Annotated in this window: 15 protein-coding genes and 1 other annotated feature; of the genes, 13 read left to right on the top strand and 2 right to left on the bottom strand. The window is 56.5% G+C overall.

Annotated elements, in window-relative coordinates; translation table 11 throughout:
- Positions 1 to 4 precede the first annotated feature (4 nt).
- Genes dnaN through gyrB form a run of 3 tightly spaced genes read left to right on the top strand, consistent with a single transcriptional unit; the run spans position 5 to position 4,618 of the window.
- A complete protein-coding gene (gene dnaN / locus VF709_RS21835) occupies positions 5 to 1,105 on the top strand; it encodes a DNA polymerase III subunit beta (protein ID WP_008500170.1) in 1,101 nt (366 codons plus the stop codon).
- Entirely contained in the window at positions 1,105 to 2,178 is a 1,074-nt protein-coding gene (recF, locus tag VF709_RS21830; protein ID WP_013094779.1) for a DNA replication/repair protein RecF, read from the top strand. The genes dnaN and recF overlap by 1 nt, the downstream gene beginning before the upstream one ends.
- A 28-nt stretch (positions 2,179 to 2,206) precedes the next feature.
- Complete coding sequence (gene gyrB / locus VF709_RS21825; protein ID WP_013094780.1) at positions 2,207 to 4,618, top strand: DNA topoisomerase (ATP-hydrolyzing) subunit B; 2,412 nt, start codon at positions 2,207 to 2,209, stop codon at positions 4,616 to 4,618.
- A 33-nt stretch (positions 4,619 to 4,651) separates the two neighbouring features.
- On the opposite strand, the gene VF709_RS21820 is transcribed toward gyrB, so the two are convergent.
- The gene (locus VF709_RS21820) at positions 4,652 to 5,587 is read right to left on the bottom strand and encodes a LysR substrate-binding domain-containing protein (protein ID WP_440232298.1); all 936 of its coding nucleotides are present in this window, start codon (positions 5,585 to 5,587) and stop codon (positions 4,652 to 4,654) included.
- Positions 5,588 to 5,697: 110 nt separating this feature from the next.
- On the opposite strand from VF709_RS21820, the gene VF709_RS21815 reads away from it, so the two are divergent.
- From VF709_RS21815 to VF709_RS21780, 8 genes are all read left to right on the top strand, one after another.
- On the top strand, positions 5,698 to 6,723 hold the full coding sequence (locus VF709_RS21815) for a zinc-dependent alcohol dehydrogenase family protein (protein WP_013094782.1): 1,026 nt from the start codon (positions 5,698 to 5,700) through the stop codon (positions 6,721 to 6,723).
- Positions 6,724 to 6,837: 114 nt separating this feature from the next.
- On the top strand, positions 6,838 to 7,650 hold the full coding sequence (gene yidA, locus VF709_RS21810) for a sugar-phosphatase (RefSeq protein ID WP_013094783.1): 813 nt from the start codon (positions 6,838 to 6,840) through the stop codon (positions 7,648 to 7,650).
- A gap of 226 nt (positions 7,651 to 7,876) precedes the next feature.
- Complete coding sequence (gene dgoR / locus VF709_RS21805) at positions 7,877 to 8,566, top strand: D-galactonate utilization transcriptional regulator DgoR (RefSeq protein ID WP_003861109.1); 690 nt, start codon at positions 7,877 to 7,879, stop codon at positions 8,564 to 8,566.
- Positions 8,563 to 9,441 carry a 2-dehydro-3-deoxygalactonokinase gene (locus VF709_RS21800; protein ID WP_013094784.1) on the top strand — a complete coding sequence of 293 codons (879 nt, stop codon included), beginning with the start codon at positions 8,563 to 8,565 and terminating at the stop codon, positions 9,439 to 9,441. The genes dgoR and VF709_RS21800 overlap by 4 nt, the downstream gene beginning before the upstream one ends.
- Positions 9,425 to 10,042 (top strand): 2-dehydro-3-deoxy-6-phosphogalactonate aldolase, encoded by a 618-nt coding sequence (locus tag VF709_RS21795; protein ID WP_013094785.1) that lies wholly within the window; start codon positions 9,425 to 9,427, stop codon positions 10,040 to 10,042. Before VF709_RS21800 ends, VF709_RS21795 begins: the two co-directional genes overlap by 17 nt.
- Complete coding sequence (gene dgoD / locus VF709_RS21790; protein ID WP_013094786.1) at positions 10,039 to 11,187, top strand: galactonate dehydratase; 1,149 nt, start codon at positions 10,039 to 10,041, stop codon at positions 11,185 to 11,187. The genes VF709_RS21795 and dgoD overlap by 4 nt, the downstream gene beginning before the upstream one ends.
- Positions 11,188 to 11,303: 116 nt before the next feature.
- Complete coding sequence (locus VF709_RS21785; RefSeq protein ID WP_161496901.1) at positions 11,304 to 12,641, top strand: MFS transporter; 1,338 nt, start codon at positions 11,304 to 11,306, stop codon at positions 12,639 to 12,641.
- Between the two features lie 50 nt (positions 12,642 to 12,691).
- The gene (locus VF709_RS21780; RefSeq protein ID WP_149896774.1) at positions 12,692 to 13,921 is read left to right on the top strand and encodes a DUF3748 domain-containing protein; all 1,230 of its coding nucleotides are present in this window, start codon (positions 12,692 to 12,694) and stop codon (positions 13,919 to 13,921) included.
- Here VF709_RS21780 and VF709_RS21775 read toward each other — a convergent pair.
- The gene (locus VF709_RS21775; protein WP_020685435.1) at positions 13,918 to 14,250 is read right to left on the bottom strand and encodes a YceK/YidQ family lipoprotein; all 333 of its coding nucleotides are present in this window, start codon (positions 14,248 to 14,250) and stop codon (positions 13,918 to 13,920) included. The genes VF709_RS21780 and VF709_RS21775 overlap by 4 nt on opposite strands.
- A 249-nt stretch (positions 14,251 to 14,499) precedes the next feature.
- Positions 14,500 to 14,572: a sequence feature (ROSE (Repression Of Heat Shock gene Expression) occurs in the 5'-region of heat shock genes and acts as an RNA thermometer to modulate expression.), on the top strand.
- Between VF709_RS21775 and ibpA the strand changes: the two genes are divergently transcribed.
- Positions 14,566 to 14,976 (top strand): small heat shock chaperone IbpA, encoded by a 411-nt coding sequence (gene ibpA, locus VF709_RS21770; RefSeq protein ID WP_006177605.1) that lies wholly within the window; start codon positions 14,566 to 14,568, stop codon positions 14,974 to 14,976. It overlaps the preceding feature by 7 nt.
- 136 nt (positions 14,977 to 15,112) lie before the next feature.
- Positions 15,113 to 15,541: a small heat shock chaperone IbpB gene (gene ibpB / locus VF709_RS21765; RefSeq protein WP_020685434.1), complete on the top strand. Its 429-nt coding sequence runs from the start codon at positions 15,113 to 15,115 to the stop codon at positions 15,539 to 15,541.
- The last annotated feature ends 29 nt before the right edge of the window (positions 15,542 to 15,570 follow it).

The raw sequence follows: 15,570 nt of genomic DNA, 5'->3' as shown, positions 1-15,570 counted from the left end.
CGCTATGAAATTTACCGTTGAACGTGAACATTTATTAAAACCGCTGCAACAGGTGAGTGGCCCATTAGGTGGCCGCCCAACGCTGCCTATTCTCGGAAACCTGCTGCTTCAGGTCGCGGACGGTACGCTGTCGCTGACCGGCACAGACCTGGAAATGGAAATGATCGCGCGCGTTACGCTGACTCAGCCGCATGACGCAGGCGCGACCACGGTTCCGGCACGTAAATTCTTTGATATCTGCCGCGGACTGCCGGAAGGCGCAGAGATCGCGGTGCAGCTGGAAGGCGACCGCATGCTGGTGCGCTCTGGCCGCAGCCGTTTCTCCCTCTCCACGCTGCCTGCTGCGGACTTCCCGAACCTGGACGACTGGCAAAGTGAAGTCGAATTCACCCTGCCGCAGGCGACGATGAAGCGTCTGATTGAAGCCACGCAGTTCTCTATGGCGCACCAGGACGTTCGTTACTATTTAAACGGCATGCTGTTCGAAACCGAAGGGGAAGAGCTGCGTACCGTGGCCACCGACGGCCACCGTCTGGCGGTCTGTTCCATGCCAATTGGCGACTCACTACCTAACCATTCGGTGATCGTGCCGCGTAAAGGCGTAATTGAGCTGATGCGTATGCTCGACGGTGGCGACACGCCGTTGCGCGTGCAGATCGGCAGCAACAACATCCGCGCTCACGTGGGCGATTTCGTCTTCACATCCAAGCTGGTTGACGGTCGTTTCCCGGATTATCGCCGCGTATTGCCGAAGAACCCGGACAAAACGCTGGAAGCGGGTTGCGATAGCCTCAAGCAGGCGTTTGCCCGCGCGGCCATTCTCTCGAACGAGAAATTCCGCGGTGTGCGCCTGTACGTAAGTGAAAACCAGATCAAAATCACCGCCAATAACCCGGAGCAGGAAGAGGCAGAAGAGATTCTGGACGTCACCTACGCCGGGGCTGAGATGGAAATCGGGTTTAACGTCAGCTACGTGCTGGACGTGCTGAATGCACTGAAATGCGAGAACGTTCGCATTCTGCTGACTGACTCCGTTTCGAGCGTACAGATTGAAGATGCCGCATCACAGTCGGCTGCGTATGTTGTTATGCCAATGAGACTGTAATGTCGCTCACCCGTCTGTTGATCCGCGACTTTCGCAATATCGAAAGCGCGGATCTCGCTTTATCCCCTGGCTTTAACTTCCTGGTTGGCGCAAACGGCAGCGGCAAAACCAGCGTGCTTGAAGCCATCTATACGCTCGGCCATGGCCGGGCGTTTCGCAGTTTGCAGATTGGTCGCGTGATTCGCCACGAACAGGAATCCTTTGTCCTGCACGGGCGTTTGCAGGGTGAGGAGCGGGAAACCGCCATTGGCCTGACCAAAGACAAGCAGGGCGACAGCAAGGTGCGCATCGACGGTACCGACGGCCACAAAGTGGCGGAGCTGGCGCTGCTGATGCCGATGCAGCTGATCACGCCGGAGGGGTTTACTTTACTCAACGGCGGCCCCAAATACAGAAGAGCGTTCCTCGACTGGGGATGCTTTCACAACGAAGCCGGTTTCTTTAACGCCTGGAGCAACCTGAAGCGTCTGCTTAAGCAGCGTAACGCCGCATTGCGCCAGGTCACGCGCTACGCCCAGCTGCGCCCGTGGGACATGGAATTAATTCCTCTTGCGGAACAAATCAGCCGCTGGCGTGCCGAATACAGCGCAGGCATCGCCGAAGATATGGCCGACACCTGCAAACAGTTTTTACCTGAATTTTCTCTCACCTTCTCCTTCCAGCGTGGCTGGGAAAAAGAGACGGATTATGCCGAGGTGCTGGAGAGAAACTTCGAGCGCGACCGTATGTTGACCTACACCGCGCACGGCCCGCACAAGGCGGATTTCCGCATTCGTGCTGACGGTGCGCCGGTAGAAGACACCCTGTCGCGCGGGCAGCTCAAGCTCCTGATGTGCGCGCTGCGCCTGGCGCAGGGGGAGTTCCTCACCCGCGAAAGCGGGCGACGCTGCCTGTACCTGATAGATGATTTTGCCTCGGAACTTGACGACGCGCGGCGCGGGCTGCTTGCCAGCCGCCTGAAAGCCACGCAGTCGCAGGTTTTCGTCAGCGCCATTAGCGCTGAACACGTTATGGACATGTCGGACGAAAATTCGAAGATGTTTACCGTGGAAAAGGGTAAAATAACGGATTAACCCAAGTTGAAATGAGCGAGAAACGTTGATGTCGAATTCTTATGACTCCTCCAGTATCAAAGTCCTGAAAGGGCTGGATGCGGTGCGTAAGCGCCCGGGTATGTATATCGGCGATACGGATGACGGCACCGGTCTGCACCACATGGTATTCGAGGTGGTAGATAACGCTATCGACGAAGCGCTCGCGGGTCACTGTAAAGACATTATCGTCACCATCCACGCCGATAACTCTGTTTCCGTACAGGATGACGGCCGTGGTATCCCGACCGGTATCCATCCGGAAGAGGGCGTGTCTGCTGCAGAAGTGATCATGACCGTTCTGCACGCAGGCGGTAAATTTGACGATAACTCCTATAAAGTCTCCGGCGGCCTGCACGGCGTAGGTGTTTCCGTGGTAAACGCCCTGTCGCAGAAACTGGAACTGGTTATCCAGCGCGAAGGCAAAATTCACCGCCAGATCTATCAGCACGGCGTGCCTGAAGCGCCGCTGGCCGTGACCGGCGATACCGAAAAAACCGGTACCATGGTGCGTTTCTGGCCGAGCCTCGAAACCTTCACCAACGTCACCGAATTCGAGTACGACATCCTGGCAAAACGCCTGCGTGAACTGTCGTTCCTGAACTCCGGCGTCTCAATTCGTCTGCGTGACAAACGCGACAACAAAGAAGACCACTTCCACTATGAAGGTGGTATCAAAGCGTTCGTTGAATACCTGAACAAGAACAAAACGCCAATTCACCCAAATATCTTCTATTTCTCTACTGAAAAGGACGGTATCGGCGTGGAAGTGGCTCTGCAGTGGAACGACGGTTTCCAGGAAAACATCTACTGCTTCACCAACAACATTCCACAGCGTGACGGTGGTACGCACCTTGCGGGCTTCCGTGCGGCGATGACCCGTACCCTGAACGCCTACATGGACAAAGAAGGCTACAGCAAAAAAGCGAAAGTCAGCGCCACCGGTGATGACGCCCGTGAAGGCCTGATTGCTGTTGTCTCCGTGAAAGTGCCGGATCCGAAGTTCTCCTCACAGACCAAAGACAAGCTGGTCTCCTCTGAGGTGAAATCGGCGGTTGAACAGCAGATGAACGAACTGCTGAGCGACTACCTGCAGGAAAACCCGAACGACGCGAAAATTGTTGTCGGTAAAATTATCGATGCAGCGCGTGCCCGTGAAGCGGCGCGTAAAGCCCGTGAAATGACCCGCCGTAAAGGCGCGCTGGACTTAGCGGGTCTGCCGGGCAAACTGGCTGACTGCCAGGAACGCGACCCGGCGCTGTCCGAACTGTACCTTGTGGAAGGGGACTCCGCGGGCGGTTCTGCGAAGCAGGGCCGTAACCGTAAGAACCAGGCCATCCTGCCGTTGAAAGGTAAAATCCTCAACGTTGAGAAAGCGCGTTTCGACAAAATGCTCTCTTCTCAGGAAGTGGCGACGCTGATCACCGCGCTGGGCTGCGGCATTGGTCGTGACGAATACAACCCGGACAAGCTGCGCTATCACAGCATCATCATCATGACCGATGCGGACGTCGACGGCTCGCACATCCGTACGCTGCTGTTGACCTTCTTCTACCGTCAGATGCCGGAAATCGTTGAACGCGGCCACGTCTACATTGCACAGCCGCCGCTGTACAAAGTGAAGAAAGGCAAACAGGAACAGTACATCAAAGATGACGACGCGATGGATCAGTACCAAATCGCGATCGCACTTGATGGTGCGACCCTGCATGCGAACTCCAGCGCTCCGGCACTGGCAGGTGAGCCGCTGGAGCGTCTGGTGTCTGAGTTCAACGCCACGCAGAAAATGATTGGTCGTATGGAGCGTCGCTATCCAAAAGCGCTGCTGAAGGAGCTGATCTATCAGCCAACCCTGACTGAAGCCGATCTGAGCAACGAGCAGGCGGTGACCCGCTGGGTGAACGCGCTGGTGAGCGAGCTGAACGAGAAAGAGCAGCACGGTAGCCAGTGGAAGTTCGACGTTCAGCAGAACGCGGCGCAGCAGTTTGAGCCGATTATTCGCGTGCGTACCCACGGCGTCGATACCGATTACCCGCTGGAGCACGAGTTTGTGACCGGCCCGGAATACCGTCGTATCTGCACTCTTGGCGAGAAGCTGCGTGGTCTGATTGAAGACGATGCGTTCATCGAACGTGGCGAACGTCGCCAGCCGGTGGCCAGCTTCGAACAGGCGCTGGAATGGCTGGTGAAAGAGTCCCGTCGCGGCCTCTCAATCCAGCGTTATAAAGGTCTGGGCGAAATGAACCCGGATCAGCTGTGGGAAACCACCATGGATCCGGAAAGCCGTCGCATGCTGCGCGTTACCGTTAAAGACGCGATTGCTGCCGACCAGTTGTTCACGACCCTGATGGGCGATGCGGTTGAACCTCGTCGTGCCTTCATCGAAGAGAATGCGCTGAAAGCGGCGAATATCGATATTTAATCGTTGTTATACAGCACGACTCAGGCCGCGCATTTAGCGCGGCTTTTTTTTTGGCTCAGGCATATCCAGCGACAGCACTGACGGTAAACGGCTGGCAAGCGTATCGATGGCAATTCTGACTCTGAGTGGCAGATGCGGCGTCTGTTGCCAGACTGCATGAACGTCGAAGCGTACGTCCGGCGCCTGCTTTAAAAGCGGGATGAGTTTCCCCTGCTGTATTTCTCTGCGGGCCATCCAGCAGGGCAACCATGCAATGCCGTATCCTGCCAGCGCTGCGTCGCAAATCGCCTGTAAATCATCCATATTGAGGGATGAGCGGGGAGTAAAGGTGTGCGATCTCCCTTCGTTATCCATCAGCTGCCAGGGTAACACTCTGCCTGCCCGCAGATAGTTAATGGCAGTATGGTGGGGTAAATCAGCAACGGTGTCTGGCTGACCGCTTTTTTGCAGATATTCTGGCGCAGCACAGAGCACCATGCGGTGTTCTCCCAGCCTTCTGGCGACCAGAACGCTACTGTCCTGCAGCGTGCCGTTGCGCACCGCCATATCAAACCCTTCCTCTACGAGATCCACCACGCGGTCGCTGAATGACATTTCCAGTTCAAGACCGGGATGTTCCTGCGCCAGTTCTATCAGCAGTGGCGCGACGCACTGGCGACCAAACAGCACCGGCATGGCCACACGCAGGCGGCCGCTGATCTGCTGCTTCCCCGTTTCCAGCAGCGATTCCGCGCCCCTAATCTCATCCAGCGCGCGCAGGCAGCGCTCGTAAAAAAGCGCCCCGTTATCGGTCAGGCTTTGGCTGCGGGTGGTGCGGTGAAACAGTCGGACCCCCAGCCGCTCTTCCAGGCGAGCGATGCTTTTCCCCACCGCGGAGCGCGACAAATGCAGGCGGATCGCGACCTGCGCAAAACTGCCCGCCTCCACGGCGGCCACGAAAACGGGAATATCCTTCAGCGTACTGGTCATGGATTGTTTACATTATGGCGTCAATAGTGGGAAAAGTTATCGCCACTGGCAACAAAGAGTCAACGGTAGACTGTCGATACTGAAGCTTATTTAACGGCAGGAGAAAAACGATGGCAGAGACAATGCAACGCTGGTCAATGAACGCTCTCGGACGGGAGAATCTTAAACTCACCCAGGAACCTGTTCCGAAGCCAGGTCCAGGCGAAGTGCGCGTGCGGGTGAATGCCGTTGCGCTCAACTATCGCGATAAAATGGTTATTGAAGGCATGATGCCGATCCCGCTTTCCTTCCCGTTCACACCGGCGTCTGACATGGCCGGCGTGGTGGACAGCATCGGTGAAGGCGTGACGCGTTTTCAACCCGGCGCTCGCGTCATCTCGACGTTCTTCCCGGAGTGGATCGACGGCAGGCCGCAGGCGGATGCCCGTCATTTGCCCTATAAAACGAGCGGAGGGTACTTCCCGGGGATGCTGGCTGAGTACGTGATCGTGAATGAAAACGGGCTGGTGGCCGCTCCGGAAACCCTGGATGACGTTGAGGCCAGCACATTACCTTGTGCAGGGCTAACCGCCTGGTTTGCGCTGGTGGAGCGCGGGAACTTGCGAGCCGGACAATCGGTGCTGGTACAAGGCACCGGCGGGGTGGCGATTTTCGCACTGCAAATTGCAAAAGCACTCGGTGCAGAGGTTTACGTGACCTCGGGGAGTGATGAAAAGCTGGCGCGGGCCAAAAAACTGGGAGCCGATCGGGGTATCAACCGGCTGAAAGGCGACTGGGCTGAAGCGCTTTTAACGCTGACTCAGGATCGCGGCATTGACCACATTATTGAAACCGTGGGGGGAGAAAACTTGCAGCACTCCCTGCGTGCCGTTGCCGTTCATGGACGCATCTCGGTGATTGGCGTGCTGGCCGGGAGCGAGATTACGCTATCAGCGGGTGAGTTGTTGCTGAAATCCCCGGTTATTCAGGGGATTGGTGTCGGGCATCGCCGTGCGCTGGAAGAGTTTGTCCGCGCCGTGGAGGTGACAGGGCTGAAACCGGTCATTGAGCAGCGCTACCGTTTTGACCAGCTGGAGCAGGCGCTGGAACACCTCGATCGCGGCGCGTTTGGTAAAATCGTCCTCACCCGCGAGTGAGTCAACGTTCCCCGGGATTGCGGAAAAAGGGGTTTTCTGTTGCGCAATGTAGCTCTATTTTTGTGTGCTTAATCGCGTTAGCATGAGGTAGCACTCATTTATCCCGGGGACCTCATGGCTATCAAACTCATTGCAATCGATATGGACGGCACGTTGCTGCTGCCAGACCACACTATCTCTCCAGCCGTTAAAAACGCAATCGCCGCGGCGCGCGCAAAGGGCGTGAATGTGGTACTGACCACCGGGCGTCCGTATGCGGGCGTGCACAGCTACCTCAAAGAGCTACACATGAATCAGCCGGGCGATTACTGCATCACCTATAACGGCGCGCTGGTGCAGAAAGCGGCGGACGGCAGCACGGTTGCGCAAACCGCGCTGAATTACGATGACTATCTGTTCCTGGAAAAACTGTCCCGTGAAGTCGGGTCTCACTTCCACGCGCTCGATCGTACAACGCTCTACACCGCTAACCGCGACATCAGCTATTACACCGTGCACGAATCATATGTCGCCACCATTCCGCTGGTGTTCTGTGAAGCAGAAAAAATGGATCCGAACACTCAGTTCCTGAAAGTGATGATGATCGATGAGCCTGAGGTCCTCGATAAAGCCATTGCGCGCATCCCGGCGGAGGTCAAAGAGAAATACACCGTGCTGAAAAGCGCGCCGTACTTCCTCGAAATCCTCGATAAACGCGTCAATAAGGGCACCGGCGTGAAGTCGCTTGCCGACGCGCTGGGCATTAAGCCTGAAGAGATCATGGCCCTGGGCGATCAGGAAAACGACATCGCAATGATTGAATACGCGGGTATGGGCGTGGCGATGGAAAACGCCATCCCGTCAGTGAAAGAAGTGGCGAACTTCGTCACCAAATCTAACCTGGAAGACGGCGTGGCTTACGCGATTGAGAAATTTGTCCTCTCCTAACAGTCGCCCTTAATCATCAGCCTCGGTTATCAACCGGGGCTTTTTTTGGCCCTGAGTTTATTGGATTGTTCTTTTTGTGATCTGGATTGTAGTACAACATTAATTGATTGTACTACATTGTCACCACAGCAAAGGCGAAAGGCCTCACGTTTGTACTGCAAAAGTGAGGCGAAATTCAGCGGTCGCGGTAAAGTAGTGATGGACTTACAGAGCACAAGGACTCTCCATGACTCTCAATAAAACCGATCGCATTGTCATCACGCTGGGTACACAGATTGTGGGTGGCAAATATGTTCCCGGCTCGCCGCTGCCGGCAGAGGCAGAACTGTGTGAGGAGTTTGAAACCTCCCGCAACATCATCCGGGAAGTGTTCCGTTCGCTGATGGCGAAGCGGCTGATTGAAATGAAACGCTATCGCGGCGCGTTTGTTGCCCCGCGCAACCAGTGGAACTACCTCGATACTGATGTTCTGCAGTGGGTACTGGAAAACGATTACGACCCGCGGCTGATTGGCGCCATGAGCGAGGTACGAAACCTGGTAGAACCGGCTATCGCCCGCTGGGCGGCAGAGCGCGCCACCTCAGGTGACCTGGCGCAGATTGAGTCGGCGCTGAACGACATGATCGCCAATAACCAGAACCGTGAGGCATTTAACGAGGCGGATATTCGCTACCACGAGGCGGTACTGCAGTCGGTGCATAACCCGGTCTTACAGCAGCTTAGCGTGGCGATCAGCTCGCTACAGCGAGCAGTATTTGAACGTACCTGGATGGGTGATGAGGCCAATATGCCAAAAACGCTCCAGGAACATAAAGCGCTGTTCGATGCGATACGGCATCAGGACGGCGATGCGGCAGAGCAGGCGGCGCTCACCATGATTGCCAGCTCAACACGAAGGCTGAAGGAAATCACATGACATCACGCTACATCGCAATTGACTGGGGATCGACCAATCTGCGCGCCTGGCTGTACCAGGGCGAGCAGTGCCTGGAGAGCAGGCAATCAGAAGCAGGCGTGACGCGTCTGAACGGAAAATCCCCCGAGGCGGTGTTAGCAGAGGTCACACAAAACTGGCGCGACAGCGCCACGCCCGTGGTGATGGCGGGGATGGTGGGCAGCAACGTGGGCTGGAAAATCGCGCCTTATCTGCCTGTTCCTGTCTCTTTCTCCGCCATTGGCAAGCAGTTAACGTCCGTTGGCGACAATATCTTGATTGTTCCCGGTTTGTGCGTCTCGCGCGACGATAACCATAACGTGATGCGCGGTGAAGAGACACAGCTGCTCGGTGCGCGCACGCTTTCTCCTTCTTCTGTCTACGTCATGCCCGGCACGCACTGCAAGTGGGTCCAGGCAGATGCAGAGCATATCCACGATTTTCGCACCGTAATGACCGGCGAATTGCACCATTTGCTGCTTAATCATTCGCTGTTGGGGGCCGGTTTACCGGAGCAGGTTCCGTCGCCGGAGGCGTTTGCTGCTGGCCTTGCTCGTGGGATCGCTTTTCCTGATGTTTTGCCGCAACTTTTTGAGGTTCGCGCCTCGCACGTGCTGGGAAATCTCCCGCGCGAGCAGGTCAGCGAGTTTCTTTCTGGCCTGCTGATTGGCGCAGAAGTCGCCAGCATGCGTGAGTTCGTCGGGTGCGAGCAGGCTGTCACGATTGTCGCTGGTGCAGCGCTGACGTCGCGCTACGAGCAGGCGTTTCGCGCGATTGGCCGTGAAGTATCAACGGTATCCGGCGACACGGCATTTCAGGCAGGAATAAGGAGCATCGCTCATGCAGTGGCAAACTAGTCTTCCCCTTATCGCAATCTTGCGCGGCATTACCCCCGACGAGGCGCTGGCGCACGTCGGTGCCGTGATCGACGCCGGATTCGACGCGGTGGAAATCCCGCTCAACTCCCCCGAATGGGAAAAAAGTATTCCGACAGTGGTAGAGGCCTTTGGTGATAAAGCGCTGATTGGCGCAGGAACCGTCTTGCAGCCGGAGCAGGTGGAGAGGCTGGCAAAGATGGGCTGCAAGCTCATCGTCACCCCCAACATCAACCCCGAGGTGATCCGCCGCGCGGTGAGCCATGGAATGACCGTGTGTCCAGGATGCGCGACGGCAACCGAAGCCTTTACCGCCCTCGAGGCGGGTGCGCAGTCGCTCAAAATTTTCCCCTCTTCGGCCTTTGGTCCTGACTATATCAAAGCACTGAAAGCGGTCTTGCCCGCCAGCGTGCCGGTCTTTGCCGTGGGCGGCGTGACGCCAGAAAACCTGGCGCAGTGGATTAACGCCGGTTGTGTGGGCGCGGGGCTGGGCAGCGATCTCTATCGCGCCGGACAGTCCGTTGAGCGTACCGCGCAGCAGGCGGCAGCATTTGTGAAAGCGTATCGAGAGGCAGTGCAATGAAAATAACCAAACTCACCACGTACCGTTTACCCCCGCGCTGGATGTTCCTGAAAATCGAAACCGATGAAGGCGTGGTTGGCTGGGGTGAACCGGTGATAGAAGGGCGCGCACGCACCGTGGAGGCCGCGGTGCATGAACTGGGGGAATACCTGATTGGTCAGGATCCGGCACGCATTAACGACCTGTGGCAGGTGATGTACCGGGCGGGCTTTTATCGCGGTGGCCCAATCCTGATGAGCGCCATCGCCGGTATTGACCAGGCGCTGTGGGATATCAAAGGCAAAGTGCTGAATGCCCCGGTCTGGCAGCTGATGGGAGGCCTGGTACGCGACAAAATCAAAGCCTACAGCTGGGTGGGTGGCGACCGCCCTGCGGAAGTGATCGACGGCATTACGCAGCTGCGCAATATCGGCTTCGATACTTTTAAGCTTAACGGCTGTGAAGAGATGGGCGTGATTGACAACTCGCGCGCGGTGGACCGGGCGGTGAATACCGTGGCGCAAATCCGTGAAGCTTTCGGTAACGAGATTGAGTTTGGTCTGGACTTCCACGGACGCGTCAGTGCGCCAATGGCCAAAGTGCTGATTAAAGAGCTGGAGCCCTATCGTCCGCTGTTTATTGAAGAGCCCGTCCTGGCCGAGCAGGCGGAGTACTATCCGAAACTGGCTGAACAGACCCATATTCCTATCGCCGCAGGTGAGCGTATGTTCTCGCGCTTCGAGTTCAAACGCGTGCTGGAGGCAGGCGGTATTGCGATCCTGCAACCGGATCTCTCCCATGCGGGCGGTATCACCGAATGCTACAAAATTGCCGGGATGGCAGAAGCCTACGATGTGGCGCTGGCGCCGCACTGTCCACTAGGGCCCGTTGCGCTGGCGGCCTGCCTGCACGTGGATTTTGTCTCCCGCAATGCCGTGTTCCAGGAACAGAGCATGGGTATTCACTATAACAAGGGCGCGGAATTGCTCGACTTTGTGAAAAACAAAGAAGACTTCAGCATGGAAGGCGGTTTCTTCAAACCATTAATGAAGCCGGGCCTTGGCGTGGACATTGACGAAGCCAAAGTCATTGAGCTCAGTAAAAATGCGCCGGACTGGCGTAACCCGCTGTGGCGTCATGAAGATGGCTCCGTAGCCGAGTGGTAAATCGCCGGATGGCGCTACGCTTATCCGGCCTACTCTCTCGTAGGCCCGGTAAGCGAAGCGCCACCGGGCAATAAAAACGTACATACAAAAATATAACCCTCTGTAAATTACAGGGCATGGTGAGCGGCTTCGCTATGCCCAAAATCTGGAGACAGATTGCGATGGATATTCCAGTTACTGCTACAAAGACCGGGCGTCGCCGCTACCTGACGCTAATCATGATCTTTATTACCGTGGTCATTTGCTATGTTGACCGCGCCAACCTTGCCGTGGCCTCGGCCCATATTCAGGAAGAGTTTGGGATCACCAAGGCGGAAATGGGCTACGTCTTCTCGGCGTTTGCCTGGCTCTATACGCTCTGCCAAATCCCCGGCGGCTGGTTCCTCGACCGAGTGGGGTCGCGTCTGACCTACTTCATCGCCATTTTAGGCTGGTCCGTGGCGACCCTGTTCCAGGGCTTCGCGACCGGGCTGATGTCGCTGATTGGCCTGCGTGCTATCACCGGCGTTTTCGAGGCACCCGCGTTCCCCACCAACAACCGTATGGTCACCAGTTGGTTCCCGGAGCATGAACGTGCCTCTGCGGTGGGCTTTTACACCTCCGGGCAGTTTGTCGGCCTGGCATTCCTGACCCCGCTGTTAATCTGGATCCAGGAGCTGCTAAGCTGGCACTGGGTGTTTATCGTCACTGGTGGGATCGGCATTATCTGGTCCCTGATCTGGTTCAAGGTCTATCAACCGCCGCGTCTGACAAAAAATATCACCAAAGCGGAGCTGGACTACATCCGCGACGGTGGCGGCCTGGTAGACGGCGATGCGCCAGTGAAAAAAGAGGCGCGTCAGCCGCTGACCCGCGCGGACTGGAAGCTGGTCTTCCATCGTAAGCTGGTGGGGGTTTATCTCGGTCAGTTTGCTGTTACGTCGACGTTGTGGTTCTTCCTGACCTGGTTCCCAAATTACCTCACCCAGGAAAAGGGGATTACCGCGCTGAAGGCGGGCTTTATGACCACCGTGCCGTTCCTTGCCGCATTCTTTGGCGTGCTGCTCTCGGGCTGGCTGGCGGATAAGCTGGTCAAAAAAGGCGTCTCATTAGGTGTTGCGCGTAAAACGCCGATTATCTGCGGGCTGTTGATCTCAACCTGCATCATGGGCGCCAACTACACCAACGATCCGGTGTGGATTATGACCCTGATGGCGCTTGCGTTCTTCGGCAACGGTTTTGCCTCTATCACCTGGTCGCTGGTGTCGTCTCTGGCGCCGATGCGTCTGATTGGCCTGACCGGTGGTGTGTTCAACTTCGTCGGTGGACTCGGCGGGATCACTGTGCCGCTGGTCATCGGCTACCTGGCGCAGGACTACGGCTTTGGCCCGGCCCTGGTCTACATCTCCGCCGTGGCGTTGATTGGCGCGCTCTCCTACATCCTGCTGGTCGGCGACGTGAAACGAGTAGGCTAATCCCTTCGGATGTTTTACCCTGATGCGATAACTGCGCATCAGGGTATCCCATGAAACAAATCACCTTTGCTTCCCGCAACCACCAGCTCACCAATATCAATACCTGGACACCGGACAGCCAGTGGCTGGTCTACGATGTGCGCCCGTCCGGGGCATCGTTCACCGGCGAAACCATAGAGCGGGTAAACGTCAGTACGGGCGAGGTTGAGGTGATTTATCGTGCCACGCACGGCGCGCATGTCGGGGTGGTGACCGTTCATCCTGCACAAGACAAATACGTCTTTATCCACGGCCCGAAAAACCCGGATGCAGACTGGCAATACGATTTTCACCATCGCCAGGGCGTGATTGTCCATAACGGCCAGGCGAGCAACCTCGATGCCATGGATATCACCGCGCCCTATACCGCAGGCGCACTCCGTGGCGGCAGCCATGTACACGTCTTTAGCCCGAACGGGCAGTTCGTCAGCTTCACCTATAACGACCATGTGTTGCATGAGCGCGATCCAAAGCTCGATTTACGTAACGTTGGCGTCGCCGCACCCTTTGGCCCGGTCACCCCGCAGGGCAACCATCCTCATGAATATCCGGGCACCTTCTGGAGCGTGCTGGTAAGCCGCACGACGCCGAACCCACAGCCGGGCAGCGATGAGATCAACCGCGCCTATGAAGAGGGCTGGGTGGGCAACGGCAGGCTGGCGTTTATTGGCGATACCCTGTCTGTGAAAGGCGAAAAAGTGCCTGAACTGTTTATTGTCGATCTGCCCAAAGACGAGCAGGGCTGGAAACAGGCAGGCGATGCGCCATTGCAGGGCACGCCAGAGACGATGCCAGCACCGCCTGCTGGCGTGCTGCAGCGCCGTCTGACTTTCACCCATCAAAAGGCGTATCCGGGGCTGGTGAACGTGCCGCGCCACTGGGTGCGCAGCAACCCGCAGGGTACGCAGATTGCTTTTCTGATGCGTGATGACAACGGCATTGTCCAGCTGTGGCTGATCTCACCGGAGGGGGGCGAGCCGCGTCAGTTAACGCATACCGAAAGCGGTATCCAGTCGGCATTCAACTGGCATCCTTCGGGCGACAGTCTGGGATTTGTGCTGGAAAATCGTATCGCCTGCTGCGATGCGCAGACCGGAGAGGTCACGTTTTTGACGTCCGATCACGGCAATCCGCCGTCTACCGATGCGGTCGTCTTTTCCCCGGACGGGCGCGCTATTGCATGGATGGAGGAGAAAGAGGGTTTCCGCCAGCTGTGGCTAACGGAAACCGTACAGGATTAGCGTCGCGGCATCTCGGCGGGCGGGATAACGGCGTTGGTTGCCAGATTTTGCTGCTCGCTTTTCTCAACGCGCGAGCGTACGGAACTGTCCGTGCGGAACATATCCCAGGGCAGCAAAAGCGTATCGGCCACTGCCGTGAACGGCATATCGAGGATCACCAGGGATTTGGTGCCCCAGTTCGTGTCATCATCGGAGATCATCGCCGCGCTGGCGCGCGTCCCCGGATATGTTCCTTCTTTACCGCCGGTGTGAGACATCACGCTCGAACACCCGCAAAGTAAAACCACCCCGCTGAACATCGTCAGCTTAATCAGAACATTTTTCATCATCACTCAGTCATCGTTAATGGCACTGCATAGACCTGCAACTCTGGGTTATAGCGAGCCTTGTTGAAAATGAATAGCCCAATAACCCCGCACTGTGGCAGCCATCGCAATTTAACCCTTTGTGCTGTTGTCCCAGTCTAAGCGAGAAGCACAAAAGTGCAAAAAAAAGTGCGAACGTCGCGGTTGAAAACACCGGTTCCAGACCCATTTTAAGAATGTAACCCGATAACGAACACGCCTGATGGGTGTTCGGGGGGCGCAATGGCCTGTCCATGGTGGAAGGCTAAAATTTCTCGCTGATTTCAGGAGCTTTTATTTATGCGTAACTTCGATCTTTCCCCGCTATACCGTTCTGCAATTGGTTTTGACCGCCTGTTTAACCATTTAGAAAATAACCAAAGCCAGAGCAACGGCTACCCTCCATACAATGTTGAGCTGGTTGATGAAAACCACTACCGCATTGCCATTGCTGTCGCCGGTTTTGCAGAGAGCGAACTGGAGATCACCGCGCAGGACAACCTGCTGGTGGTGAAAGGTTCACATACGGCCGAGCAGAAAGAACGTACCTACCTTTACCAGGGCATTGCCGAGCGCAACTTTGAACGCAAGTTCCAGTTAGCGGAGAACATTCACGTTAAAGGCGCGAACCTGGTCAACGGTCTGCTGTTTATCGAGCTGGAACGTGTGATTCCGGAAGAGAAAAAACCGCGCCGTATCGAAATTAATTAATGCCGCGGGTCGCGTCAGCGGCCCACTCAGAATTGCTTGCCGAACCGGGAGCATATGCGAATCCACAAGGATTTGCAGGAACAACTGTGCACAAAAATAAACTGTGCCGAACTCGCTTCTCAGAAGGAGATTTAGTATGCGTAACTACGATTTATCCCCCCTGCTGCGTCAGTGGATTGGTTTTGACAAACTGGCTAGCGCCCTGCAAAGCACCACTGAGCACCAGACGTTTCCGCCGTACAACATCGAAAAAAGCGACGATAACCACTATCGCATCACGCTGGCGCTGGCCGGGTTCCGCCAGGACGATCTGGATATCCAGCTCGAAGGCACGCGTCTGACCGTGAAAGGGTCGCCGGAAAAACAAGAAACCGAGACCAAATGGCTGCATCAGGGGCTGGTGACTCAGCCGTTTAGCCTGAGCTTTACCCTGGCAGATCATATGGAAGTCTCCGGCGCGACCTTTACCAACGGGTTGCTGCATATTGACCTGGTCCGTAACGTGCCGGAAGCCATCGCGCCACAGCGTATCGCCATTAGCGAGCGGCCGGCGCTGAATAGCTAATGCTGTGCGGGCTGGTGCCCTCACCCCCA

Origin of the sequence: Enterobacter sp. Lyrl_3 (genome assembly GCF_051948675.1) — a bacterium.
GTDB lineage: Bacteria > Pseudomonadota > Gammaproteobacteria > Enterobacterales > Enterobacteriaceae > Enterobacter > Enterobacter cloacae.
The sequence above is the reverse complement of the archived record's forward strand: the minus strand, read 5'-3'. Positions and strand labels throughout refer to the sequence as shown.